21 protein-coding genes are annotated in these 24,249 nt (G+C 70.8%); 14 read left to right on the plus strand and 7 right to left on the minus strand.

Features of this window, described 5'->3' with window-relative positions; translation table 11 throughout:
• Nucleotides 1-79: 79 nt before the first annotated feature.
• Nucleotides 80-2,935, minus strand: a complete 2,856-nt coding sequence (locus FB561_RS17535; protein WP_202880643.1) for a helix-turn-helix transcriptional regulator — start codon at nucleotides 2,933-2,935, stop codon at nucleotides 80-82.
• Nucleotides 2,936-3,023: 88 nt separating this feature from the next.
• Between FB561_RS17535 and FB561_RS17540 the strand changes: the two genes are divergently transcribed.
• The 8 genes from FB561_RS17540 to FB561_RS17575 all read left to right on the plus strand — a co-directional run bounded on the left by FB561_RS17540 (nucleotide 3,024) and on the right by FB561_RS17575 (nucleotide 11,324).
• Complete coding sequence (locus FB561_RS17540) at nucleotides 3,024-3,620, plus strand: TetR/AcrR family transcriptional regulator (protein WP_145807962.1); 597 nt, start codon at nucleotides 3,024-3,026, stop codon at nucleotides 3,618-3,620.
• Between the two features lie 258 nt (nucleotides 3,621-3,878).
• The gene (locus FB561_RS17545; RefSeq protein ID WP_238334880.1) at nucleotides 3,879-4,565 is read left to right on the plus strand and encodes an alpha/beta fold hydrolase; all 687 of its coding nucleotides are present in this window, start codon (nucleotides 3,879-3,881) and stop codon (nucleotides 4,563-4,565) included.
• Complete coding sequence (dapC, locus tag FB561_RS17550; protein ID WP_145813133.1) at nucleotides 4,565-5,665, plus strand: succinyldiaminopimelate transaminase; 1,101 nt, start codon at nucleotides 4,565-4,567, stop codon at nucleotides 5,663-5,665. The genes FB561_RS17545 and dapC overlap by 1 nt, the downstream gene beginning before the upstream one ends.
• A 93-nt stretch (nucleotides 5,666-5,758) precedes the next feature.
• Nucleotides 5,759-7,249, plus strand: a complete 1,491-nt coding sequence (locus FB561_RS17555) for a M15 family metallopeptidase (RefSeq protein WP_238334881.1) — start codon at nucleotides 5,759-5,761, stop codon at nucleotides 7,247-7,249.
• Between the two features lie 47 nt (nucleotides 7,250-7,296).
• Nucleotides 7,297-8,052, plus strand: a complete 756-nt coding sequence (locus FB561_RS17560; RefSeq protein WP_145807964.1) for a hypothetical protein — start codon at nucleotides 7,297-7,299, stop codon at nucleotides 8,050-8,052.
• 44 nt (nucleotides 8,053-8,096) lie between these two features.
• Nucleotides 8,097-9,251 (plus strand): amino acid deaminase/aldolase, encoded by a 1,155-nt coding sequence (locus FB561_RS17565; protein ID WP_145807966.1) that lies wholly within the window; start codon nucleotides 8,097-8,099, stop codon nucleotides 9,249-9,251.
• On the plus strand, nucleotides 9,248-10,549 hold the full coding sequence (locus tag FB561_RS17570) for a D-arabinono-1,4-lactone oxidase (RefSeq protein ID WP_145807968.1): 1,302 nt from the start codon (nucleotides 9,248-9,250) through the stop codon (nucleotides 10,547-10,549). The genes FB561_RS17565 and FB561_RS17570 overlap by 4 nt, the downstream gene beginning before the upstream one ends.
• Nucleotides 10,550-10,604: 55 nt before the next feature.
• Nucleotides 10,605-11,324, plus strand: coding sequence for a PIG-L deacetylase family protein (locus tag FB561_RS17575; RefSeq protein WP_145807970.1), 720 nt, complete (start codon nucleotides 10,605-10,607; stop codon nucleotides 11,322-11,324).
• Nucleotides 11,325-11,373: 49 nt separating this feature from the next.
• Here the strand turns inward: FB561_RS17575 and FB561_RS17580 are convergent, their stop codons facing one another.
• Entirely contained in the window at nucleotides 11,374-11,790 is a 417-nt protein-coding gene (locus FB561_RS17580; RefSeq protein WP_145807972.1) for a hypothetical protein, read from the minus strand.
• Nucleotides 11,791-11,891: 101 nt separating this feature from the next.
• On the opposite strand from FB561_RS17580, the gene FB561_RS17585 reads away from it, so the two are divergent.
• Entirely contained in the window at nucleotides 11,892-12,245 is a 354-nt protein-coding gene (locus tag FB561_RS17585; RefSeq protein ID WP_145807974.1) for a hypothetical protein, read from the plus strand.
• Nucleotides 12,246-12,254: 9 nt separating this feature from the next.
• Here the strand turns inward: FB561_RS17585 and FB561_RS17590 are convergent, their stop codons facing one another.
• The 3 genes from FB561_RS17590 to gndA all read right to left on the minus strand — a co-directional run bounded on the left by FB561_RS17590 (nucleotide 12,255) and on the right by gndA (nucleotide 15,254).
• Nucleotides 12,255-12,791 carry a DUF6817 domain-containing protein gene (locus FB561_RS17590; RefSeq protein ID WP_145807976.1) on the minus strand — a complete coding sequence of 179 codons (537 nt, stop codon included), beginning with the start codon at nucleotides 12,789-12,791 and terminating at the stop codon, nucleotides 12,255-12,257.
• Nucleotides 12,792-13,202: 411 nt separating this feature from the next.
• Nucleotides 13,203-13,679, minus strand: coding sequence for a DUF6319 family protein (locus FB561_RS17595; protein ID WP_145807978.1), 477 nt, complete (start codon nucleotides 13,677-13,679; stop codon nucleotides 13,203-13,205).
• 135 nt (nucleotides 13,680-13,814) lie between these two features.
• Complete coding sequence (gene gndA / locus FB561_RS17600) at nucleotides 13,815-15,254, minus strand: NADP-dependent phosphogluconate dehydrogenase (RefSeq protein ID WP_145807980.1); 1,440 nt, start codon at nucleotides 15,252-15,254, stop codon at nucleotides 13,815-13,817.
• Nucleotides 15,255-15,502: 248 nt separating this feature from the next.
• Here gndA and FB561_RS17605 point away from each other — a divergent pair, with 248 nt between their 5' ends.
• The 5 genes from FB561_RS17605 (at nucleotide 15,503) to FB561_RS17625 (ending at nucleotide 22,675) form a co-directional block, all read left to right on the plus strand.
• A complete protein-coding gene (locus FB561_RS17605; protein ID WP_145807983.1) occupies nucleotides 15,503-18,703 on the plus strand; it encodes a DUF2961 domain-containing protein in 3,201 nt (1,066 codons plus the stop codon).
• Nucleotides 18,703-20,358, plus strand: a complete 1,656-nt coding sequence (locus FB561_RS17610; RefSeq protein ID WP_145807985.1) for a family 43 glycosylhydrolase — start codon at nucleotides 18,703-18,705, stop codon at nucleotides 20,356-20,358. Before FB561_RS17605 ends, FB561_RS17610 begins: the two co-directional genes overlap by 1 nt.
• A gap of 55 nt (nucleotides 20,359-20,413) precedes the next feature.
• Nucleotides 20,414-20,950 (plus strand): isochorismatase family protein, encoded by a 537-nt coding sequence (locus FB561_RS17615; protein ID WP_238334882.1) that lies wholly within the window; start codon nucleotides 20,414-20,416, stop codon nucleotides 20,948-20,950.
• Nucleotides 20,951-21,137: 187 nt separating this feature from the next.
• A complete protein-coding gene (locus FB561_RS17620; RefSeq protein ID WP_170284690.1) occupies nucleotides 21,138-22,295 on the plus strand; it encodes a cytochrome P450 in 1,158 nt (385 codons plus the stop codon).
• A complete protein-coding gene (locus tag FB561_RS17625; RefSeq protein WP_145807989.1) occupies nucleotides 22,292-22,675 on the plus strand; it encodes a VOC family protein in 384 nt (127 codons plus the stop codon). Before FB561_RS17620 ends, FB561_RS17625 begins: the two co-directional genes overlap by 4 nt.
• On the opposite strand, the gene FB561_RS17630 is transcribed toward FB561_RS17625, so the two are convergent.
• Together FB561_RS17630 and FB561_RS17635 are read right to left on the minus strand one after the other, a co-directional pair.
• Nucleotides 22,672-23,499, minus strand: a complete 828-nt coding sequence (locus FB561_RS17630) for an NAD(P)H-binding protein (protein ID WP_145807991.1) — start codon at nucleotides 23,497-23,499, stop codon at nucleotides 22,672-22,674. The two genes, FB561_RS17625 and FB561_RS17630, sit on opposite strands and share 4 nt — an antisense overlap.
• Nucleotides 23,496-24,218: a 3-keto-5-aminohexanoate cleavage protein gene (locus tag FB561_RS17635; RefSeq protein WP_145807993.1), complete on the minus strand. Its 723-nt coding sequence runs from the start codon at nucleotides 24,216-24,218 to the stop codon at nucleotides 23,496-23,498. Before FB561_RS17635 ends, FB561_RS17630 begins: the two co-directional genes overlap by 4 nt.
• Between the last annotated feature and the right edge of the window lie 31 nt (nucleotides 24,219-24,249).

The following is a 24,249-nucleotide window of genomic DNA, read 5'->3' on the forward strand; positions in this document are numbered from 1 at the left end:
GGGGTTCGGGCGGGTGGTTCATCGGTTCAGGGTGGGCGAGGCCGCGAACCGTAACCAGTGGGCGAATGCCCCATCCTTGCTATGGGCCGGCTTCGGTCAGCCGGTGGGCGAGCGCTGTGCGGGAGCGGAGACCGAGCTTCGCCAGGGCGCTGCGGAGGTGCTTGTCGACCGTCTTGTGGGACAGGAACAGCTCCGCCCCGATCTCCTTGTTCGTCCGGCCGGTAGCGGCCAGTTCCGCGACCTGCTGCTCCCGCGGCGACAGAGCGGCGCCGTACCCACGCCGCCCGCCGCGATGCCGACCCGGCACCGCCACCCCGTGTTTCCGAGCGAGCGTGGTGGCCCTGTCGTCGTCCCGCCGGGTACCCAACTCGCGGTAACAGCTCAGCGCGGCCAGCAGGTTCTCCGCACCACCAGGCTCCCCGGACTCCAGTTGCACAGCTGCAAGCGCCTCCCGAGCCAGCGCCTCGTCGTACGGCGCCGACCTCCGCGCGTACCCCTCTGCTGCCTCAAGAAGGAAGCTGACAGAGCCAGTGAGCTCGGCCCGTGCCCGTACCAGCGCAGCACTCGCGAGAGGCAGGTCGAGCCGCTCGAACTCCTGCTCGCAACGGTCCACGAGTTCGGCGGCGTCGTCGGTGCGGGCGTCGGCTGCCAAGGCCTGGACCAGGGCGGGGAGCGCGTCGGGCAGCAGCGACCACAGCTCGTGGGAGGAGTACAGGTCGATCAGGTGATCGGCCAGCCTGGTCGCTGTTGTCACGGCCTGGCGGTCGAGCGCCGAGCGCACCAGGACAGCCGTCGGGCGCCCGAGCAGGTCGACGACGTGCCGTTGCTCGGCATCGACGAGGACCGCGGCCAGCCGATCGAGGGCGTCCTGGGTCCCGCCGGTCACCGCTTCGAGGCAGGCCGCGACCGCTTGGACGTCGATCCCGAAGTTGGGAGACTCGTGCAACTCGTCGGTCAGCGCGCGGAGGCGTTCGCCGAGTCCGTCCCACCGGCCGCGGTAGTAGTCGAGGACTGCCCCGGCGGCACGCACCCGCAGTCCCAGCTGAGGGCTCCCCGCCGCGGTCGCCCGCTGCTCGGCCTCCACGAGCAGAGCGGCCGCATCGGGGTAATGGCCGACGTAAACGGCTTCCAGCCCGACGGACGTATAGGCGTTGGCCACCATCCGGTGCGACGAGGCCGGGGTCGTCCGGTCGATCATCTGCGCGGTCACCTGGCGCCAGAGCGGATCGCCGAGCGCCAGCATCACCATCGCGATCTTGCCGAGCAGGAAGACCGGGAAGTCCGGATCGGTCACCCGTTCCAGCGTGACCAGGGCCCGCTCGAGCCAGCCGCGCCGCTCGGCAGGATCGTCGCCCGGCGCGGGCAGCCCGAGTCCGACCATCGCCCAGGCCTGGAGGTCGGGCCGCTCCGCCAGGTCGTCGATCGCGGCCAGGTAGAGCGCGGACGCGCGCGCCGGGTCACTGTCGTCGGACACGTGCGCCAGCAGGCCGAGCCGGAGCCGCAGCTCACCGCGAACGACCGGCGGCAGCTCGTCCTCCAGCACCTCGGTGAGCAGCGCCGCCACGGTCGGGGCGACGTGCAGCATCTCGACGGCCGCCTGACCGAGTTTCACGGCCAGCCGGCCGCGGAGTACGGCGTCGCCCTTGGTCTCCCGCAGGACCTGTTCGTACAGCCGGGCGGCCTCCACATCGTGGCGCAGGGCAACGGCCTGGTCCGCTGCCTGCTCCGCGGCAATCACCCATTCGTCCCGGCGGCCCGCCTCGTGCAGGTGGTGGGCCAGCTGCCCGAGGGGCGGCGGGGCCAGCGCAGCAAGGGCGTCGGCGGCACGATCGTGCAAGGCACGCCGAGCTGGTCCCGCAAGATCCTCGTAGACGGCCTGGGCCGCCAGCTGATGCCGGAACCCGATCCTGGCGTCCCGCTGCTCGCCGAGCAGCCCGGACCCGAGTGCCTCGATCAGCCCGTTCACGGCCTCGGTGGGATCGAGCCGTGTGGTTGCCGTGAGCACCTGCTCGGCCACCGGTACTTGGAGGACAGCGGCGGCGTCCGCTACACCACGAGCCGCGGGGGAGAGCCGCCCGAGCCGCTCCAGTACGGCGTCGCGGATCCGGGCCGGCACGTCGAGCTCGTCGAGCGTCCGGCGTTCCCAGCCACCGGCACGACGGACCAGCGATCCCCGGGCTTGCAACAGCGCGAGCAGCTCCTCGATCGCGAACGGCAGCCCAGAGGTCCGTTCACACAGGTACCGGCCGAACTCGGCGGAGACCTCGGCCGCATCGAGCATGGTCGCCGCCAGCGTCGCGGTGGCGACGGCATCCAGTGGGGTCAGCCGAAGGACCAGCTGACCGGGTCCACCGGACCATCGACCGGCCGCCGCCATCAGTCGCGGCGACGCATCCTCACGCCGATAGGTCAGGACCACCGACAGCGCCGCGGGCCGAACCGAGGCCAGGTAGTCGATGAACTCCAGAGTCTGCGCATCCGCCCAGTGCAGGTCTTCGAGCGCCAGGACTGCCGGGCCGAGCGCGGCCAGGATCTCCGCGAGACCGCGGAACAGCCGATGCGTCTCGGCGCCACGGTCGTCCAGCGGCTCCGGGAGCGCGGGTAATACGGTGGCCAGCTCGGGCAGGAACGGCCGGACGGCGCCGGCGACCGGGGAGAGGGACGTCTTTCGCAGATTCGTGCTGACGTCGCGGAGCGCCTCCAGTACGGGGCCGAGCGGGAACGGCTCGTGGATCTGACGGCAGGAGCCGGTCACGAAAACCTGGCCGGTCGATCGCGTCGCCAGCTCGGCCACCAGCCGGGTCTTGCCGATCCCGGCCTCACCCTCGATCACCGCCACCGCCGGCGAGGTGGACACCACCGCAACCAGCCGAGCCAGCTCGTCGTCCCGCCCGACCAGCTCCGGCGACACCACCCGCCCCCTAGCCCCGCTCATGCCGAACATCTGAGCACACGCCCGGCTCCCTGGGCGAGCACATTCGGCCGGCTTGCCCGGAAGTGCACGGTCGTGCTGTTATGGGCGGGTGAGCAAGGGTGAGGCGACCAGGGCGGCGGTGTTGGACATTGCCGCGCGCCAGGTCAGCCTGATCGGGCTGAGTGGGCTGACCATCGGGCTGCTCGCCGACCAGGCGAAGCTGTCGAAGTCCGGCCTGTTCGCCCACTTCCGGTCCAAGGAGCAGTTGCAGCTCGCGGTGATCGACTGGACCGCGGAGCTGTTCGCCGAGCGGGTGGTCCGGCCGGCGCTCAAGGCGCCGCGCGGCGAGGAGCGGTTGCGGGTGCTGTTCGACCGCAAGCTGCGCTGGGACCACGGCGATCTCGCGCTGCCCGGAGGCTGCTTCTTCTACAGCGTCTCCGCGGAGCTGGACGACGCTCCCGCCGGTCCGGTCCGGGACCGGTTCCTGCAGGCGTACCAGGACTACGTCGAGACGATCGCGACCGTGTTCCGGACCGGGATCTCCGAGGGGCAGTTCCGCCCGGACGCCGATCCGGAGCAGTACGCGTTCGACATCCAGGGCGTGCTGATGTCGTTCCACCATGCCAGCCGGCTGCTCGGTGACGAGCACGCCGAGCAACGGGCCCGCGCGGCCTTCGAGTCGCTCGTCCGGGCGGCTCGCGTCTGATGCTCGCAAGTCTGTCGAAGTGGGGGTTGTGGCGGTGAAGAAAAGCACGACCGTTCGGTCGTTGATCGTGCTGTTCGCGACGCTGGAGAAGGTCGCGCCGCCGCTCGGCGCACGGTTGCTGCACGGACCTGGTTCCGGCTGCCGGCGGTCCCGGCGAAGCTCCGGCAGGCGCGGATCGAGCTGCCGCCCGGCCGCCCGATCGAGGTGGAGTTCGCCGGCGGCACCATCCGCGGCCAGGTGTTCGGGGAAGGGCCGGCGGTGTACCTCGTACACGGCTGGGGTGGCTGGGGACTGCAGCTGGCCGCGTTCGTCCCGGCGCTGGTCGCGGACCGATTCCGCGTGGTCGCGTACGACGCGCCCAGCCACGGTGACTCCGCTCCCGGCCCGGAGGGACCCGGCCGGAGCACGCTGCTGGAGATCGCGGACGCCTTCCAGGCTGTGGTCGACGCCGAGGGACCGGCGTACGGGGTGATCGCGCATTCGCTCGGTGCGGCCGCGATCACGCATGCGCTGAAGTGCGGGAGCCAGGCGGAGCGGGTGGTGTTCGTCGCGGCCGCGGTCGATTTCGCCGAGACGCTCGACCAGTTGCAGGGGGTGTTCCGGTTCGGGCCGCGGACCAGGTCGAGCTTCTTGTACCGGTTCAGCCGGCGGTTCGGGCCGATGGAGAGCTTCGAGGTGGCCGGGGTGATCGGCGACCTGGCCGGGCGGCGGGAGCTCCCGGCGCTGCTCGCGATCCACGACCGCTCCGACCGCGAGACGCACTACGAGGGCAGCGTCCGGGTGGCGTCCGTGTGGCCGGGGGCCGTGGTCGAGCTGACCGACGGGCTCGGGCATCGGCGGATCCTGCGGGACGCCGCGGTGGCGGAGGCGGCGCATCGGCACCTGTCCGCCGATCGGGCGGCCGCCAGCGAGCCGCCGGAGCCGCAGGAGAGAATGCTGGGGTGATCTACTCCACCTCCAGTCGCCTGCCGGACTTCCCCTGGGACAAGCTCGCCCCGTTCAAGCAGAAGGCGGGTGCGCATCCGGACGGGATCGTGGACCTGTCCATCGGCAGCCCGGTGGATCCGATCCCCGACCTGGTGCAGCGGGCGCTCGCGGACGCGGCCGACGCCCCGGCGTACCCGACCACGATCGGGACGACGACGGCACGGCAGGCCTCCGCCGAGTGGCTGGCCCGGCGGTTCGGCGTGACCGGGGTGGACCCGCAGAGCGGCGTGCTGCCGGTGATCGGTACCAAGGAGCTGATCATGCTGCTGCCGACGCTGCTCGGCATCGGCGCGGGGGACACGGTGCTCATCCCCGACCTCGCCTACCCGACGTACGAGGCGGGTGCCGCGCTCGCCCGGGCGACGAGCGTGCCGGTCGCCGACGTCACGCAGTACGACGGGCCGGTGCGGGTCGCCTACCTGAACTCCCCGCGCAACCCGTCCGGGCAGATCACCTCGGCCGAGGACCTGCGCGCCGCGGTCGAGTGGGCCCGGGCGAACGACGTCCTGCTGGTGAACGACGAGTGCTACCTCGAGTTCGGCTGGGACGCGCAGCCGGTGTCGGTCCTGCACCCGGACGTGTGCGGTGCCTCGTTCGACAACCTGCTGGCCGTGCACTCGCTGTCCAAGCGGTCCAACCTGGCCGGGTACCGGGCCGGGTTCGTCGCCGGGGACGAGCGGGTCGTCGCCGAACTGCTTGCCGTCCGCAAGCACGCCGGGCTGATGGTGCCGGCGCCGATCCAGGCCGCGATGGCGGTCGCGTTCGCGGACGACGCGCACGTGGACGCGCAGCGCGAGCGGTACATCCGGCGCCGGACCGTCCTGCGTGACGCGCTCACCGCGGCCGGCTGGCGGATCACCCACTCCGAGGGCGGACTGTACCTGTGGGCCGAGCACCCAGAGTACGACGCGTACGGGTCGGTCGGCGCGCTGGCGGACCGCGGCATCCTGGTCGCGCCGGGCGCGTTCTACGGCGCCGCGGGCGAGCGGAACATCCGGGTCGCGCTGACCGGGACCGACGAGCGGGTCGACGCCGCCGTGAAAAGGTTGCACGAATGAGCAAACCTTTCGTGCGTGTGTGACGTCTTGCTGGGCGAGGGACCTCTATAAGGGGTGAAGGGAGCCGCTTGGGCTCTGCTGGGGAGGAAGACGATGCTTCGACGCGCACTCGCGATCACCGCACTACTGGCCACGGCCGCCGCACTCCAACCCAGTGCGGCCGCCGCCGACCAACCACCGAACACCGCGACACCGCCGGCGAGTGCTCCGTACACCGCGACCGCGCCGGTAGGTGCGCAGTCACCGACGCCCGAGTCGAGTGCGACGCCGCCGGTCCGCCCCACCGACCCGGCCGGTCCTTCCGACCCGACTGCGTCCGCCTCGGCCGATCGGCCTGGTGCTGACCCGACGGACTCGGCGGACCCGACGACCCCTGCGGAACCGACGACGCCTACGGAGCCGTCGACGACGACGCCCGGGCCGACGACGCCGGCGCAGCCGACTACCGCGGCTGCTTTGGCGATCTCGCTGGATCAGCCGGCGACGACGTGGGAGGACCGGCCGCTCACCTTCACCGGTCAGCTGAGCAACGGCGCCACCAACTGGTACATCTCGCTGTGGCAGGCCTTGCCGAGCGGGTGGGTGCTGCGCGGCGCGACGCAGTCCACGGCGGGCGGGGCGTACCGGATCACGTACACGCCGACCACCGCGATCCACACCACGTTCCGGACCGTGATCGGCCCGAAGTTCTACGGTGCGCCCGCGATCTCGCCGGCCCGGATCGGTACCGCGCAGGACCGGCGGATCGTGGTCAACAAGCCGGCCGCGTCGTACGTCACCCTCACCGGCGTCGCTGTCACCGGCGCCACGGTCCCGGCCGAACCGGGCCGCGAGGTGGTCCTCCAGGACCTGCTCGGCAGCGGCCAGTGGCGCTGGCTGACCAGCGTCAAGGCGGACGCCAAGGGCAACTTCCGGCTGCCGGTCCCGGACAACTTCCCGTCCAGCCGGACCGTCCGGGTGGTCAGCCGGGGCGTCCCGGCACCCGAGGTCGAGGTCTCACCGACCGCCTGGATCGTGATCAAGGCCGGCCTGAACGCGAAGGTCTACGCGGTCGCCCCGAGCATGGTGCCGAAGACGTACCGGGCCGGCTGCCCGGTCGCGCCCGGGTCGCTGCGCCTGCTGACGATGAACCACTGGGGCCTCGACGGCCTGGTCCACAAGGGTGAACTGATCGTCCGGGACGCGGCCGTGCAGAAGATGATCAGCGTCTGGTCCCAGTCGTTCAGCGCGAAGTTCCCGATCCGCCGGATGTGGCGGGTCGACGTCTACGGCGGGAACGACGTCACCGCGATGGAGGCGGACAACACCTCGGTGTTCAACTGCCGCCAGGTCACCGGCAACCCGTACGCGCTCTCGCCGCACTCCTACGGGTACGCGATCGACATCAACACCGTCGAGAACCCGTACCTGGCGGCGAACAACGTCTGGTACCCGAAGAACGGCCTGGCTTACCGCGACCGGTCGACCGTGCGCCCCGGCATGCTGTTCACCGGCAGCACGCCGACGAAGGCGCTGATCGCCCAGGGGTACTTCTGGGGCGCGCGCTGGAGCAAGCCCGACTACCAGCACTTCGAGCCCAAGTGAGCAGGCCGATCATCGCTACGGGGAGAGCTGTACTGGCGAGCGCGGCCGTGGCGGGACTGCTGGTGGGGTGCAGCTCCGCCACCGGTGACGAGCCGGCCGCCGCTGCGCCGACCAAGCCCACCACGCCGATCCCGAGTGTGGTGGGCGGGACGGTGCCCGTGCCCACAGTGACGCCGAACACGGCCAAGCCGACCGACGCCGCGGTACCGCCCGCATTGCCCGAGCAGGCGACGGTCCCGCCGCCGGCCGAGGCGGGACCTGTCTCCAGCAAGAACCTCCCGCCCGCGGACAAGCTCGGCAACGGCTGGAAGACGTACACGGATCCCGGGGGTGCCGAGGCCGGGTTCCTCGGCAACGACACGTGGACGCGGCAACGGGAGGCGCACCAGGCGGCGTACGAGGCGCTGCCCGTGGGATGCGCGAACAAGCTGCCGACCGGGGCGCTGCCGGTACCGCAGTACGCACTGCAAGCCTCGTATCGGACGGGGAATGACGGGCCGGCTACTGCGTTGCTGCTGCGCTTCGGTGATGCGGGGAAGGCATCGGCGTATTACAGCGGGTACCAGGCCCGCATGGCTGCGTGCGGTTCTCCTGAGGACGCGCAGCTCGGTGTCGAGGAGCTGTGGTCGGAGAAGTCGGCCGCGGCTGCCGTACGCCGGTACGCGGGCGCCGAGTCGTTCACCGAGGTCTCAGTGGTGCGTGGATCCACCATCGCGCTGGTCGCGGCCCAATTAGCCGAGCCGGACACCGACTGGACAAGGAGCGTGACTCCAGAGCTGGAAGCTGTGATCGATTCGGCATAAAAGATGTACTACTTTTCAGTTTTTGTTCGGCTTAAACTCCTGACATGGGTGACTTCGCCACCTACGAGCGCCTCACCGCGGACCTGGATCCGCCGTACGCCGTAGTCGACCTCGCCGCGTTCCGGCGGAACGCGGCCGACCTGGTCCGGCGCGCGGCCGGTACGCCGGTCCGGGTGGCGTCCAAGTCGGTCCGGTGCCGGGCCCTGCTCGCGGAGGCGCTGGCCGTGCCCGGGTTCCACGGGGTGATGAGCTACTCGTTGCCCGAGGCCCTGTGGCTCGCGCGGAACGGTGTCGACGACATCCTGATGGGCTACCCGACCGTGCACCGGGCCGCACTCCGCGAGCTGAGCCAGGACGCCGAGGCGGCCGCGCGGATCACGCTGATGATCGACGACGTCGAGCACCTCGCGTTCCTCAAGACGGTGACCGGCGGGGGCGAGCGGCTCCGCGTCTGCCTGGACGTGGACGCCTCCCTCCGCGTCCTCGGCCGCCATCTCGGTGTCCGGCGTTCCCCGCTGCGTACTCCGGCGGAAGTGGTCGACCTGGCTCGCCGGGTCACGGCCGACGGCGCGTTCGACCTGGCCGGGCTGATGTTCTACGAAGCGCAGATCGCGGGTCTGCCGGACACCTCGCCGGCGGTCCGCTGGGTCAAGCGCCGCTCGGCCGCCGAGCTGGCCGAGCGCCGTGGCGCGGTGGCGGACGCGGTGAAGCAACTCGCCCCACTCCGCCTCGTGAACAGCGGCGGGACGGGCAGCCTCGAAGTCAGCAGCGCCGACCCCGCGGTCACCGAGGTCACCGCCGGCTCCGGCCTGTACGGGCCGACGCTCTTCGACCGGTACGACGTGTTCCGGCCCGAGCCCGCGGTCGCGTTCGCGCTCGGCGTGGTCCGCCGTCCGGCTCAGGGGATCGCGACGCTGTTCGGCGGCGGGTATGTCGCGTCCGGGCCGGCGAAGAAGTCGCGGTTGCCCTTGCCGAGCTGGCCGCTCGGGCTCAAGCTGCTCGGGACCGAAGGCGCGGGGGAGGTGCAGACGCCGGTCCAGGGTGAGCACGCGCGCGGGCTGAAGATCGGGGACCGCGTCTGGATGCGGTACGCCAAGGCGGGCGAGATGCTGGAACGGTTCGACCGGCTGCACGCGATCGACGGCGGGACCGTGACCGAGCTGGTCAGCTACCGAGGCGAGGGGAAGAACTTCGGATGAGCACCTGGCGGAACTGGGCCGGTACCGAGTCCGCGACCGGCGTCGAGGTGCTGCGCCCGACGTCCACCGACGAGACCGCGGCCCTGGTGAAGAGCGCGGCCGAGCGGGGCCGCAAGCTCAAGGCGGTCGGCTCCGGCCACTCGTTCACCGGTTGCTCGGTTCCTGACCAGGTGATGGTCCGGCTCGACGGGCTGGCCTCGATCGTGTCCGCGGACCAGGCGACCGGCCGGGTCACGGTCGGCGCCGGGACCGGCTTGCGCAAGCTGAACGAAGGCCTCGCGTCGTTCGATCTCGCGCTGGCCAACCTCGGCGACATCGACAAGCAGACGATCTCCGGCGCCATCTCGACCGGGACCCACGGCACCGGCGCCAAGCTCGGCGGGCTCGCGACCCAGGTGGCCGGGCTGGAGCTGGTCACGGCCGACGGGTCGGTACTGACCTGTTCGGCCGAGGAGAACGCGGACGTGTTCCACGCGGCCCGGGTCGGGGTCGGCGCGCTCGGCGTGATCACCTCGGTCACGCTGCAGTGCGTGCCGGCGTTCCTGCTCCGGGCCCAGGAGATGCCGCTGCCGCTGGCCGAGGTGCTCGGCACCTTCGATGCGCTTGCCGAGAGCAACGATCACTTCGAGTTCTACTGGTTCCCGCACACCGACCTGGCGCTGACGAAGCGGAACAACCGGGTCGCGCCCGGCGTCGGCGCGTCCCCGGTCGGCCCGGTCCGCGGCTGGATCGACGACGAGTTGCTGTCGAACAAGGTGTTCGAGCTGACCAACCGGCTCGCCGCCCGCCGGCCCGGCCTGGTCCCGCGGATCAACCAGGTGGCGTCCCGGGCGTTGTCGGCCCGCGAGTACGTCGACGCGTCGTACCGGGTCTTCTGCTCGGAGCGCAACGTGGTGTTCCGCGAGTCCGAGTACGCCCTGCCGCGGGAGCGCGTGGTCGATGTCCTGCACCAGTTGCGGGCCTGGATCGACCGGTCGGGGGAGCGGATCCCGTTCCCGATCGAGGTGCGGGTGGCCGCTGCCGACGACATCTGGCTGTCCACGGCGTACGGGCGGGACACGGCCTACGTGGCGATCCACCAGTACCACCGGCTCGACCACAGCCGGTACTTCGCCGCGTTCGAGCAGATCGTCGCGGCGGTGGGCGGGCGGCCGCACTGGGGCAAGCTGCACACGCTCACCGCGGACCGGTTGCGCGAGCGGTACCCGCGGTTCGACGACTTCCTCGCGGTCCGGCACCGGCTCGACCCGCACCGCGCGTTCGAGAACGCCTACACCCGCCAGGTCTTCGGCGCCTGAGGCACCTTGCCGGTTCACCGTCGCCAGCCGGGACGGTTCCGATTAGCCTGCGAAGATGACTGTCACACCGCTGGAACCACTCGCCGAGGACTGGCAGAAGGCGCTCGCCGTGGTCGCACACCCGGACGACCTGGAGTTCGGCGCCGCGGCCGCGATCGCCCGCTGGACCGGGCAGGGCAAGGAGATCGTCTACTGCCTGCTCACCTCGGGCGAGGCAGGGATCGACGGCCTCGCGCCGGCCGAGTGCGGCCCGCTGCGGGAGGCCGAGCAGATCGAGTCGGCCCGGATCGTCGGGGTCTCGCAGGTTGAGTTCCTCGGCCAGCCGGACGGCACGATCGAGTACGGCGTGGCGCTGCGCCAGGTGATCGCCGAAGTGATCCGCCGGCATCAGCCGGAGATCGTCATCACGAACAACTTCCGCGATACCTGGGACGGTGACGTGCTGCTCAACCAGGCCGACCACATCAACACCGGCCGGGCCACCCTGGACGCCACCCGGGACGCCGCGAATCGGTGGATCTTCGCCGAGACCGGCGAGCGCTGGAACGGTGTCCGCGAGGTCTGGGCGGCCGGATCACCGAACAGCAAGCACGCCGCGGACACGACCGACACGTTCGCGCAGGGCGTGGCGTCGCTGAAGGCCCACGACGCCTACATCCGCGGGCTGAACTGGCCAGACTTCGACCCGGAGGAGTTCCTCGAAGGCCTGGCCCGAGCCACCGGCACCCGGCTCGGCACCAAGCTCGCCGCCCCGTTCGAGGTCTTCACCCCGTAACCCCTTTCGGCGCGGCGGGTGGCTGGTACGACGTGCTTGGTCCGGGTGGTCAGTCCGTGGGGAGGTCGAGCGACTCGGACAGGTGCGGCGGGCCCGGCTTGGGAGAGCGCGGTTCGCGATCGCCCGCGGTACCAGGGCCGCCTGATCCGTCCGGGCCGACCCAGGAACGGACCAGGGTGCGGCCGCGTTTGCGGGACATCCGGATCAGGTCGATCTGCTGCACCCGGGCGGCCGGGATCCCGAGCTGGGCCAGGCTGCGGTTCACCATCAGCGCGGCCTCGTCGTGCTTGCGCGGACTGAGCTTGCGCTGCAGGACGATCGCGACCCGGCCGTCGGGCAGCTCGTCGATCCGCTGGAAGCGCATGCCTTTGTCGAGGGACTGGGAGTCGAGGGCGAGTTCGAGGTAGGCGGCGGAGGTCAGCCGCCGGTCGAGCCGGGCGCGGGCGATGACTTCGTACTGGGCCATGGGTCGATCATGCGTCGTCCGCACGGCGTTTTCCAGGAATGCACCCCGGACCTGCCAGACTCGTAATGCACGGGGACGACTCCAGAGGAGGCGCAGTTGCCGTGTCGGACGAAGCCGCTCAGCTCGACACCTGGCAACCACCGTGGTGGCTGCTCGTCTTTGCCCCGTTCGGCTGGCTGCTGATCACCGGGCTCGTCCTGAACGTCCGCGGCTGGGAGCTCGCCGTCGTCACGTTCGTGGTGCTGGCGCCGCTGGGGATGCCGATCCCGTGGTTGCTGCGCCTGCTCCGCCGCCATCGCCGGCTGGCCGGCGCACACGTGGGTCCGGTGGTGTGGGCCGTGGTGATCCTCGTGAGCGGCCTGCCGATCTGGTTGTGTACCGCGGTCGCGCTCACGGCCTTGCTGTTCGGCCTGCTCGTCACGACGATGCGCGAACTCGCCGAAGAACCCGACTGACCGGGCAGCTCAGAGCTGGAGGACGCGGTGGGCGTCGGCAAGGACCTGCGGCGAGGCGAGCGACTGCCAGCGCGGGACCTGTTCCTGGAGGAACGGGCGGAGCTTCGGCGCCATCGCCGGGGCGTGGTCGAGGACGTCGAGCTCGTTGACGATGGTGAGGTCGACGAAGTCGCGCAGGTCCTCGGTGGACAGCTCCTCGGAGGTCCCGGTGAACCGGTCCGTCACGGTCCGGTGCTCGGCGAGATCGCGCCAGGTGGTCTCCCGCTCGCAGGACCCGTACCGGTAGACGAGCAGCTCGGCGTCGGCCCCGATCACGGCCTCCAGCACCGGGCGCTCCTGCTGCCAGTCGAACAGGTGCGTCGGGAACCCGTCCGTCCCGTACGCCGCGTGCGCGAGCCCCGCGATGACGAGCTGGTCGGAGGCACCGAGCGTGGTGAGCCGCTTGGCGACGCGGTGCAGGTGCACGTACAACGTGCCGCCCGCATGGTCGAGCTCGTCCGCACCGCGAACCAGCAACAGAGATCCCAGGTCTTGGAAGGTGCTCATCTGACCCCTTCGGCTCGGAGCGGCCAGGGCGCGCCAGGACGGCCCAGAGCAAATACCGTACGACGGTCTGCACACCCCTGCCCACGAAAACGGCGTGCCGAATACGTCACAGCTCTTTCCCAGGCACCACAGGAAGACCGATCGCCGCGAACCCAGGTAACAACAAACCCACCCGCCAACTCACCAATCCACCGAACCCACAGCCTCATGCTGTTCCTGCGAGAGGTCGGGTGAGCGGGGCGCCGGGCTGGGGGTTTCCGGGGTGGTGCGGATGCTGACGCGCCGGGCCGACATGGTCGGCCCGGCGCGCTCCTCAGGGGTCCTGGGGTTGCCGGACGCCTGGCTTCCCGAGGACGCCGCCGCCGGGTTGCGGGGGAAGGCCGCTCGCCGGCTGCGGGGATTGTGGGGGTTTCAGTCTTCGAGGTCGGCCAGCGCCTTGCGGGCGGCTTCCAGCTCGGCCTCGAGGGCGGCGACCTTGGCGGCCTGCTGTTCGCGGGCGGCTTCGATGACCTCGTCGATCGGGGTGGAGAGATCCTCGTGCAGTTCCTTGGCGGCGCGGGAGACGGCGGCCGCGGCGACGGCGAGGTTGCGGGCCAGATAGCTGCTGCCCTGCTTCAGCTCGGCATGCCACTCGCCGTCGGCGGTGCCGGTCACGGTGAGGGTCAGCTCGAGGGTCTTGGTCTTCTTCGCGGCGGCCTTCTTGGCCGGTGCCTTCTTCGGCTTCGTCTCGGCCGGCGCGGAGTCGGCGGCGTCGTCGGCCACCGAACCGGCCGCGGCGGTGGTCGCGCTCGCGGTGGTCTCGGCGGTCGCCGGAGAACTGGTGATCGCGCCTTCGGGAGTGTCGGTGCCGTCGGTCTGCGGTTCTACTGCCAGAGTGTCTACGGTCATCGGTGCGGCGATCTCCTTCGAAGTGACTTAGCCCGCCGGAGCGGGCTGGCGCTGAGAGTCTATTGGAACATACGTTCGACCCCAGCGCCAACCCGGCCGGCGCCTCGAAGACCACCGCGGTGGTCGCTCAGCGTGTCAGGCGCTGTGCTCCTTGCGATCGCCGGACCAGTCGAGGTGGAACGCGCCGTCGCGGTCCACCCGCCGGTAGGTGTGCGCCCCGAAGAGGTCGCGCAGACCCTGGATCAGGGCCGCCGGCAACCGCTCGGCGCGCAGGCCGTCGTAGTACGAGAGCGCCGCCGAGAAGCCCGGGGCCGGGACGCCGACCGAGGCCGCGGTGGCGACGACCCGGCGCCAGGCCTCCTGGCCGTTCGCGACGGCTTCCTTGAAGTAGTCGTCGACGAGCAGCGACGGCAGGTTCGGGTCGCGGTCGTACGCCTCCTTGATCCGGTCCAGGAAGACGGCCCGGATGATGCAGCCGCCGCGCCAGATCTTCGCCATCGCGCCGAGGTCGATGTCCCAGCCGTACTGCTCGCTGGCCGCCCGGATCGCGTCGAACCCCTGCGCGTACGCGACCAGCTTCGACGCGTACAGCGCGTGCCGCACGTCCTCGATGAACGCGGCCCGGTCCACATCGGCCTTCGTGTCGGCCGGCCCCGGCAGTACCCCGGCCGCCGCCTCGCGCCGGACCACGTCACCCGACAGCGAACGGCCGAACACGGCCTCGGCCATGCCGCTGACCGGGATCCCGAGGTCGAGCGCGACCTGGACGGTCCAGCGGCCGGTGCCCTTCTGCTCGGCCTGGTCCAGCACCACGTCGACGAACGGCTGCCCGGTGGACTCGTCGACCTGGCTCAGCACCTCCGCGGTGATCTCGATCAGGAACGACTCCAGGTCGCCGCTGTTCCAGTCCCGGAACACGTCGGCCGTCTCGGCGGCACTCAGGCCGAGGACGTGCCGGAGCAGGTCGTACGACTCCGCGATCAGCTGCATGTCGGCGTACTCGATGCCGTTGTGCAGCATCTTGACGAAGTGGCCGGCGCCGTCCGGGCCGACGTGCACGCAACACGGTTCGCCGTTCACGTGCGCGGAGATCTTGGTCAGCATCGGCTCGAGCGCGGCGTACGACTCCGGCGAACCGCCCGGCATGATGCTCGGGCCGTTCAGCGCGCCCTCCTCGCCACCGGACACGCCGCTGCCGACGAAGTGCAGGCCCTTCTCCTTCAGCGCGTTCTCCCGGCGCCGGGTGTCGGCGAAGTGCGCGTTGCCGGCGTCGACGACGATGTCGCCCTGGTCCAGCAGCGGGACCAGTTCGTCGATGACGGCGTCGGTCGGCTCGCCGGCCTTGACCATGATGATGATCTTGCGCGGCTGCTCGAGCGCCTGGACGAGCGCGGGCAGGTCGTCGGCGGGCACGAACTCACCCTCGTGGCCGAACTCCTCGACCAGGGCGTCCGTGCGGCCCTTGGACCGGTTGTGAACGGCGACACGGAACCCGTTGCGCGCCAGGTTCCGGGCCAGGTTGCGGCCCATCACCGCGAGGCCGGTGACGCCGATCTGGGCTGGGGCAGAGCTCATGAAAAGTCTCCTGCGGGTGAGTGCTGAACGTCGGATTGCCAGACCAGTCTGTCCCGCGACGGCCCGGTCCGGCGCACCGGGCCAGCCTTTGGACAGCGCTTTCTCGGCCGGGTTCTCCACCTGCTGCGCACGCCCGCGCGAATTAGCAGATCGTGCGCAGGAAGTAAACGGCTTCGAACTCTTCTCAAGCACGACGGCCCGATGGTAGAAACCGGAGAAATCGATTTCCCGGAATCGGAAGGCCGCCCATGACCAGAACCCGCCGACTCGCCGCGCTGGCCCTCGGTGCCCTGCTCTGTCTTCCCCTCGTCTCCCCGGCCCAGGCCTCCGCGACCCCGGGTTCCGGGTCCGCCGCGACGGCCTCGGGGAGCAACGGACCGGTCGGGTGGGACGTGTACCGCCACCTCGACCGGCTGCCCGAACTCCAGACCGGCGTCCGGACCAAGCAGTTCTCCAGCTTCGGCCGCGACGGCACCAACAACGACGGGTTCGAGGGCACGTACTCGTGCCTGAAGACCACCTCGGCCGGCTGCGTGATCGCCGAGGACGCCGGCCCTGGTGAGGTCGGCACCATCTGGTTCACCCGGGACGGCGGCGACGTCCGCGCGACCGGCAGGATCACTGTCGAGCTGGACGGCCGCAAGGTCGTCGACGCTTCCCTGCAGGACGTCGTCGACGGCAAGCTCGGTGCGCCGTTCACGTTCCCGCTGGTCGCGAACGCCCTGGAGACCAGCGGCGGCGTGTACATCCGCGTCCCGATGCCGTACCGCCGGTCGATGCGCGTCACGGTCGAGAAGAACCCGTACTTCTACCACGTCGGGTACCGCGAGTTCCCGGACGCGAACGGGGTCACCACCTTCGATCCGGCCGACAAGGCCCAGGACGTGGTGGACCTGCTCAAGGCAGCCGGGACCAGAGACCCGAAGCCGGCCAACCCGGCCGCGAAGACCACCAGCAAGGCGGTCGACCTGGCCCCTGGTCAGCAGGTGAAGGTGGCCGATCTGAACGGACCCGGCGAGCTCAGCGGGTTGCGGCTCAAGCTGCCGAGCATCCAGGGGCTCGACCTGAAGTCGGTCTCGGACGACGGCCGCGCGCACGTCGGTACCAGCGAGTTCACCGTCAAGGTCGACCCGGCCAACACCGGGGTGAAGCTGATCCGGCGGATGGACCTGAAGATCGGCAACCAGCGGGCCAAGGTGCTCGTCGACGGGGTCGAGGCCGGTGAGTGGGCGCCGTTGAAGGCCGAGGGCGCGCAGTGGTACGACCAGGTCGTCGAGCTGCCGGCGTCGGTCACCGCGGGCAGGTCCGAGCTGCGGATCCGCAACGAGTTCGTCTCCTCCGACCTCGACTTCAACGAGTTCACCTACTGGGCCGACTCGATCGTCGGCGGCACCGCGAAGCGCACCGACACCTTCGACCTCGGCCCGGAGCACCTGGCCGACGAGCAGGCGCACGGGTACGCGATCACCCAGCAGAACTGGAGCGGCCGCAACTCGATGCCGTACGCCGCGACGCCCGAGGACGCCGAGCGGGTGAAGCCGTCCGACGCGCTGCTGGCCGGTGTTCGGGTCCAGGTCACCGTGGACGGCAAGAAGCGGGTGGACGCGCCGATCGGCGAGTACTTCGGCTCCGGCCTCGGCGAGTACCCGGTTCGCAGCCTGTTCTTCGGGATGGACCCGGACGGCTGGTACTCCTCGTGGTGGCCGATGCCGCACCTCGCGAAGGCCACGGTCACCCTGGTGAACACCTCGCAGTACGCGCTGCGCGGTGGGACCGCCGAGGTGACGGCGGCCCGGGACGCGAGCAAGGCGGTCGACCTGGTCACCGGGAAGAGCGGGTACTTCACCGCGATCTCGCACCGGGCCGAGCCGGTGATGGGGCAGGACTGGACCATCGCCGACACCACCGGGCGGGGCAAGTTCGTCGGCGTGACGCAGACCATGGAGGGACTGCAGCCGGACGGCAACACCCGCGGGTACCTGGAGGGTGACGAGCGCGTGTACGTCGACGGCGAACGCACCCCGGCGATCTACGGCACCGGCACCGAGGACTACTACGAGTCCGGCTGGTACTTCAACCAGGGCACGTACTCGACGCCGTTCCACGGGAACTCCGGGCACGAGGTGAAGACGGGGGCGTGCAAGGTCGAGTGCGACGGCGCCTGGCGGTTGCACATCACCGACGCGATCGACTTCCAGAACCAGCTCACCTTCGGGATCGAGCACGGCCAGCAGAACGACCACGCCGCGATGTACGGCTCGACCGCGTACCTCTACAGCACCGACAGGTTCGGGGCGAAGGAGACCGACCGGATCGACACGGGCGACGCGGCGAGCCGGTCGGCGCACGGGTACACCGACAGCAACGCGCAGACGGCCGACCTCACCTCGGTCTACGAGGGCGACCACGACGACACCGGGCTGACCGACCAGGTCCGGTCGGCGACGAGCCCGATCCGGTTCACCGTGAAGGTCGATCCGGCCAACCAGGGCGTGACGTTGCGCCGGACGAGTGACCAGAAGACCGCCTGGCAGTCCGCGAAGGTGGTTGTCAACGGCAAGGACGCGGGGACCTGGCTGCAGCCGCTCGGCAACGACAAGCAGCGCTGGCTGGACGACAACTTCCAGGTCCCGGCCGCGTTGTCCGCCGGCCGGACGAAGCTCACCGTCGAACTCCGGCCGAGCGGCCCGGCCTGGACCGCCGCCGCTTACGCCGTCCAGTCGCTGGTGCGCCCATACGCCGACAACAAGGCGCCCGCGACGGTGCAGAACGTGAAGGCCGCCGGCCGGACCGACAACGCGATCGGGCTGACCTGGTCGGAGGCGTCCGACGAGAGCGGCGTGGCCAAGTACAACGTGTACGGGAGCAAGGCCGGGGCGGCCGAGAAGCTGGTCGGCAGCAGCACGGTCCCGGGGTTCCTGCACAAGGGGCTCGGGTTGAAGGAGGCCTGGAAGTACCGGGTCACCGCGGTCGACCTGGCCGGTCGGGAGAGCACGCGGTCGGCGGCGGCCGACGGCACCTCGGGCAGCACGTTGCGGGTCGAGGCGGAGTCGCTGTTGCCGGCGGTGTCGGCGACGGTGCCGGTGGATCCGCAGGGGAGTTGCTGCGGGGTGAGCTGGTCCGGCGGTAGCCAGCTGTGGATCCACGGGTCGAAAGCCGGCGACAAGGTGGTGCTGGAGTTCGCCGTGCCGACGACAGGGACGTACAAGCTGTCCTCGGTGCTGACCAAGGCGGCCGACTACGGGATCGCCGAGCTGAGTGTCGACGGCAACAACAAGACCAGCTTCGACGGATACCTGGCGTCCGGGGTGAGTACGCAGCGGGCCGAGCTCGGTACCGCGAACCTCGCCGCCGGCAAGCACCAGCTGACGATCACCTTGACCGGCAAGAACGCGGCGGCGACCAACTACCTGGTCGGCGTCGACCTGCTGGACCTGGAGCTGACCTGATGGGCTGGCGGCGAATCCTCGCCGTCCTGGTGGGTGCCGCCGTGCTGAGCACGGCGGCCCTGCCGGCCACGGCGACCGGTCCCGGTGACCGGGTCCGGAGCGTCCCCTTCGTCCAGGTCGGCAAGGTGGTTGCTGCAGGCCCCTTCGTCAAGGTGTACGACCCGAGCGTGGGCGAGACGGAGCGCTGGTACTACAACGACCACACGCTGGTCCAGGACCGCAGGACCGGCACCTGGCACGTGTACGCGATCACCCACGCAGAGCCGGCGAACCCGCTCGACGAGAAGAGTTTCGGCCACGCGACCGCGCCGACGCCGAACGGGCCGTGGACCAAGCAACCACCCGCACTGGTCGCCGATCCGGCCGCGGGGGAGAACCACATCTGGGCGCCGTACGTGCTGTACGAGGCGGGCACGTACTACATGTACTACGCGGCCGGGACGCCCGACCACACGGCGTACCGGATGCACCTGGCGACGTCGACGGACCTCGTGCACTGGACCCGGGACGGGGCGAACCCACTGTTCACCGACGGGTTCGACGGGCGGGACCCGATGGTGCGCCGGGTCGGTGACCAGTGGGTGATGTACTACACCGCGAACTCGGCCCCGGCCGGTGGCAACCACATCGTTGCCTACCGCACCAGTACCGATCTGCGGCACTGGAGCGAGCGGCGGACCGCGTTCGAGCACCCGGCGACGGGGACGTTCGGTGGTCCGACGGAGTCGCCGTTCGTGGTGCAGCGCGGGAGTGACTGGTACCTGTTCGTCTGTTGCGACGGCGGGTACGAGGTGACGAAGGTCTACAAGAGCAAGGACCCGCTGCGGTTCACGATCGACCAGCTCGCCGGGACGATCCCCGCGCACGCTGCCGAGGTCGTGCAGGACGGCGCGGACTGGTGGGTCACGGGTGCCGGTTGGGGCAAGGGCGGGCTGTACGTCGCGCCGTTGGACTTCAGCAAGCTCCAGGTGACGAGGGGGCGCGTCGTCAGTACGCCGTACTACCGCGCGACCGTCCAGACCACACCACGGAGCGCGCTGACCCAGCTCGACGTGGATCCGGCCGGGCGCTCGCAGTACCGGCCGGCGCTCGACTCGTCGTCCCGTGCGACGGCGCCGTACCTCGCGGTCGGTGCCTTCGGCGCAACGGACACGTCGGGTCCGGCTGCCCGGGTGGATGCGGGGCGGGAGTCGCTGGCGTTGAAGGGCATCAGCTTCAACGACGAACCGGTGACGGCGGACTGGTCGTTCGCGTTCGGTCCGCGGACGTTCGACATGCGGCTGACGTGGACGGTTCACGGCGAGACCACGGCGTCGGTCTGGGAGGCCGCGCTCAACGTCGACTCGGCGCTGCCCGACCAGGGCGATCCCGGTGGATTCGACCGGAACGGGGACGTCGCGGGCCTGCCGACATGGTCGATGGCGAGCGGTCCAGGGCTGAGCGTCGTCACGGCGTACCGGAAGAGCTCGGCCTGGTCGGAGGACAACCACTGGTACGACCCACCCAACGGCGCCGTCGCGTGGCAACCGCTCTGGCAACCCGGCGGCCGGCCTCTCCCCGTGGGGACCTACGCCGGGGGTACGTACCGGCTCGGCTTCTCGGCCGAAGCCCGGGACACCGCCTTCGCCGACCAGTTGGCAGCGTCCCTCGGCTGATCATCCGGGCCGCGCCCCTTGCCGGGGCGCGGCCCGGACCAACTAGGGTCGATGAGTGACGACTTTGAGTTTGGAGCCGCGGCGGACGGCGCTGGTACTGATCGACCTGATGCCGCGGATCATCGCGCTCGACACCGCCCCGCTCACCGGTCGTGAGGTGCTCGAACGCTCGGTGGCCCTGGCCAAGGCGACCCGGTCGGTGGGTGGCCTGGTCGTCCATGTCCGGGTCGAACGCCCCGGCGTCGGCGTCCAGCCCGACGGCAGCGAACTCGCCCCGGAGCTGGACCCGCAACCCGCGGACCTGGAGATCGTCAAGCGCACCGTCGGCGCCTTCCACAACACCGGCCTCGACGACGCCCTCAGATCCCGCGACATCACCACCGTCGCCCTCGCCGGCATCGCCACCAACTTCGGCGTCGAGTCCACCGGCCGCAGCGCCGACGACCACGGCTACGCCACCCTCTACCTGGCCGACGCCATGACCGGCCTCGACGCCCCGTCCCACGACTTCGCCGTCACCCGCATCTTCCCCCGCTTCGGCACGGTCACCACCGGCGCCGAATACATAGCCGCCCTCGGCCCGAACACGTAAGGCCTGTTTGCTCGCCAGAGGCGAGGGGCACCGGGGCGGGATGTCGGGGTCTTTGGCTACTGCTTCCTTGCTCGACACCGGTCGGGTGCTGCGGGATGTGCTGCTGCCCGTGGTGGCTCAGGGGGCCGTCTTGCGGCGGCCGGCGTGGAGTCGGCTGGCTGATCGGGTTCAGGCGGACGATCGGTCGTTGCGCCGGATTCGCAAGCTGCGGGCTCGGTACGGCGCGGGCCCGTTGGTGCTGCGGGTGCCGGGGCGGACGTTGGCGTTGGTGCTGGCGCCGAAGGACGTCTGGCGGTTGCTCGACGAGACGCCGGAGCCGTTCTCGGCCGCGACCACCGAGAAGGTCGCCGCACTCCGCCACTTCCAGCCGCACGCGGTACTCGTCACCGATCCGCCGTTGCGCGCACCTCGGCGCAAGCTCAACGAGGACGTCCTGGACGCCCACCGACCCGTGCACCGGTACGGGCAGCGGATGCAGGAGATCGTCACCGAGGAGCTCGGCGATCTCCGCGGAACGCTGGGCTGGGAGGACTTCCGGGCGGTGTGGTCGCGGGTGGTCCGGCGGATCGTGCTCGGTGACTCGGCTCGCGACGACACCGAACTCACCGACCTGCTCGACTCGCTCCGCGGTGGCGCGAACTGGGCCGGCTTCCGGCCGCGGAACCAGGCGTCCCGCCGACGGTTCGAGGGACGACTCACGGAGTACGTCGAGAAGGCGGAGCCGGGCTCGCTCGTCGAGGCGCTGCGGCAGGGCCCGTCCGACGGGCTCGACCCGGTCGGGCAGGTGCCGCACTGGTTGTTCGCGTTCGACGCCGCCGGGATCGCGGTGTGGCGGTTGCTCGCCGTCCTCGCGGTGAGGCCCGACGACCGCGAGCGGATCGCCGCCGAGGCACGTCATCCGGACGAGTCGCCCTTGCTCGCGCAGGCGGGTGCCGCGGTCGAGGAGTCGCTCCGGCTCTGGCCGACGACGCTGGTGATCCTGCGCGAGAGCAGGGCCGAGACGCGGTGGAGCGGCGGGACCGCGCCGGCCGGGACGCAGTTCGCGATCGTCAGTTCGGTGTTCCATCGCGACGACGAGGCCCTCGGCTACGCGAACTCGTTCGAGCCGGGGATCTGGCTGGACGGTCGCTCGGACGGCGACTGGCCGTTGATCCCGTTCAGCGCCGGACCGGCGGTCTGTCCGGGCCGCAACGTCGTCCTGCTCAGCACGAGCGCGGCGGTCAGCCACCTGATCGCGCAGTACGACCTCGACCTCGATCCCGCCACCCGGCAGGCCTTGGCAGGTCCGATGCCGGCCACCTTCGACCACACCGGCCCACGCCTGGGCTTCTGGAGGAAACCATGACCGCTCGTCCTGCCGAGGTCGGGGATCTGCGCCTGGCCACGATCTGTGTGAACGCGACCGACATGGACCGGGCCGCCGCGTTCTGGTCCGCGGCGCTCGGGTACGACGGGCCGGGGCCGATCGGAGCCGGGGACCAGTTCGCCAAACTGAGCGACCCGGCCGGGACCGGACCCGACGTCCTGCTCCAGCGGGCCGGGCGTATCCCGGACGATCCCGCGCCGGTCCACCTCGACCTCTACACCGGCGACCGTGATCGCCACGTCGACCGCCTCGTCGCCCTCGGCGCGACCCGGCCGGACTCCTGGGACTATCCGGACGAGCACGACTTCATCGTCCTGCGGGACACCGAAGGCAACGAGTTCTGCGTGATCTCGGTCTAGGAGAACAGCGCCTTGTTCTCCTGGGTCCAGGCCTCGAGGGTCCGGGGTGGGTGGCCGGTGACGCGTTGGACGTCGTCGGTGACGCTGGTTTCGTCGATGATGCCGTCGGCGTAGAAGCTCTCGAAGGCGGACGCGTACTGCTCGGGCATCGTGGCGCGCAGCTCGGCGATCGTCTCGGCGTCCTCCATTTCGTACGCGCGCAGGGGCCGGCCGAGTGCCTCGCCGAGGATGCGGACCTGCTCGGCCGGACGAAGCGCGACCGGCCCGGTCAGGCGGTACGCCGTGCGCTCGTGGCCGTCCTCGGTCAGGGCGCGGACCGCGACTTCCGCGAGGTCGTCCGGGTGGATCGTGGCGACCGCGACGTCGGGCCACTGGACCCGGATCTCGTCGCCGGCGCGGAGCTGGTCGAGCCAGCGCAGCGTGTTCGTCATGAAGCTGTTCGGCCGGAGGAAGGTCCAGGCCATCCCCGAACTCGTCACCGCCTGCTCGGCCGCGAGGTGGTACGCCGCGATCGCGTTGTCCGTCCGCGTCCCGACCACCGAACTGCTGGACAGCAGCGCGATCCGGCGGACTCCGGCGTCGGCCGCGTTCTTCAGCAACTCCTCGGCCCGCTCGTACCCGCTGAGCAGGAACATCCCCGTCACCCCGGCGAGCCCGGACGCGAACGTGTCCGGCCGATTGAGGTCACCGATGACCGGCTCGATCCCGGTCGGCAGCTCCACTTCCTTGCGGACCAGCGCGCGACCGGGGATCCCCGCCGCCGCGAGTGCCCGGACCACCGCGCTGCCGGCGTTCCCGGTCGCGCCCGTCACCAGTACCGTCATCGTTGCCCCCTCATCAGTTCGACCAGTTCGGCGTTGCCCGTGACCGTGGCTCCGCCCGGCGCCGTGAGTACGTCCTCGAGCCCCACCCGCAGCCCGTACCCCTCGGTCCGTGCCCAGTCCAGCACGTCCCAGGTCCACTCGTTCTCGCCGTGGACGACGAGCTCGTGGACGGTGTCGACCTCGGCCAGGATGTCGCGGGCCGCGGTGACCCCGTCGGTTCCCGGTGAGATCCCGGGCAACGCCTCGACCAGGACCCGGACGACCGGCCCGGCCCACGCCCGGAACTTGCGCGCACTGGCAGGCGTGAACAGGCCGGCCTCGATACCGATTCCGCGGCCGAGCAGGGCCTCGGCGACCTGCTCGGCTCCGTCCTCGTGCCAGTTCACGCTGGCGAAGTCGGGTCCGTCGTCGTCGGGTCCACGCCAGTCGGTCAAGAGGGCGAGCCGGTCAGCCAGGGCGGACACGATCTCCTCCCGCGTCGAAACGCCGACCGGGAACCCGGGACACCGAGTACGCACCGCGGCCACGGCCGCGCGAACGTCGTCCCACCTCAGGCTCTCGCGCTCGTCAGCTCCCCGCGGATGTAGGTGGATCACCTGCGCCCCGGCAGCCACGGCGGCAAAGGCGTCGTCGGCCAGCTCCACCGGCGTGATCGGCACCGCCGCGTGGTCGGCCCGCCGGCGATCCCCGTTCAGACAAACCTTCAGCACCCGGCCCATACCGCCACCCTGCCAGACCGTTGGTCAGCGG

Origin of the sequence: Kribbella amoyensis, assembly GCF_007828865.1 — a bacterium.
Taxonomy (GTDB): domain Bacteria; phylum Actinomycetota; class Actinomycetes; order Propionibacteriales; family Kribbellaceae; genus Kribbella; species Kribbella amoyensis.

Bases quoted from the DNA above. Each gene is read 5' to 3' on its own strand.
- FB561_RS17535 (WP_202880643.1), bottom strand. From the start codon at position 2,935: ATGAGCGGGGCTAGGGGGCGGGTGGTGTCGCCGGAGCTGGTCGGGCGG.
- FB561_RS17555 (WP_238334881.1), top strand. From the start codon at position 5,759: ATGCTTCGACGCGCACTCGCGATCACCGCACTACTGGCCACGGCCGCC.
- FB561_RS17565 (WP_145807966.1), top strand. From the start codon at position 8,097: ATGGGTGACTTCGCCACCTACGAGCGCCTCACCGCGGACCTGGATCCG.
- FB561_RS17570 (WP_145807968.1), top strand. From the start codon at position 9,248: ATGAGCACCTGGCGGAACTGGGCCGGTACCGAGTCCGCGACCGGCGTC.
- FB561_RS17575 (WP_145807970.1), top strand. From the start codon at position 10,605: ATGACTGTCACACCGCTGGAACCACTCGCCGAGGACTGGCAGAAGGCG.
- FB561_RS17580 (WP_145807972.1), bottom strand. From the start codon at position 11,790: ATGGCCCAGTACGAAGTCATCGCCCGCGCCCGGCTCGACCGGCGGCTG.
- FB561_RS17590 (WP_145807976.1), bottom strand. From the start codon at position 12,791: ATGAGCACCTTCCAAGACCTGGGATCTCTGTTGCTGGTTCGCGGTGCG.
- FB561_RS17595 (WP_145807978.1), bottom strand. From the start codon at position 13,679: ATGACCGTAGACACTCTGGCAGTAGAACCGCAGACCGACGGCACCGAC.
- gndA (WP_145807980.1), bottom strand. From the start codon at position 15,254: ATGAGCTCTGCCCCAGCCCAGATCGGCGTCACCGGCCTCGCGGTGATG.
- FB561_RS17605 (WP_145807983.1), top strand. From the start codon at position 15,503: ATGACCAGAACCCGCCGACTCGCCGCGCTGGCCCTCGGTGCCCTGCTC.
- FB561_RS17610 (WP_145807985.1), top strand. From the start codon at position 18,703: ATGGGCTGGCGGCGAATCCTCGCCGTCCTGGTGGGTGCCGCCGTGCTG.
- FB561_RS17625 (WP_145807989.1), top strand. From the start codon at position 22,292: ATGACCGCTCGTCCTGCCGAGGTCGGGGATCTGCGCCTGGCCACGATC.
- FB561_RS17630 (WP_145807991.1), bottom strand. From the start codon at position 23,499: ATGACGGTACTGGTGACGGGCGCGACCGGGAACGCCGGCAGCGCGGTG.
- FB561_RS17635 (WP_145807993.1), bottom strand. From the start codon at position 24,218: ATGGGCCGGGTGCTGAAGGTTTGTCTGAACGGGGATCGCCGGCGGGCC.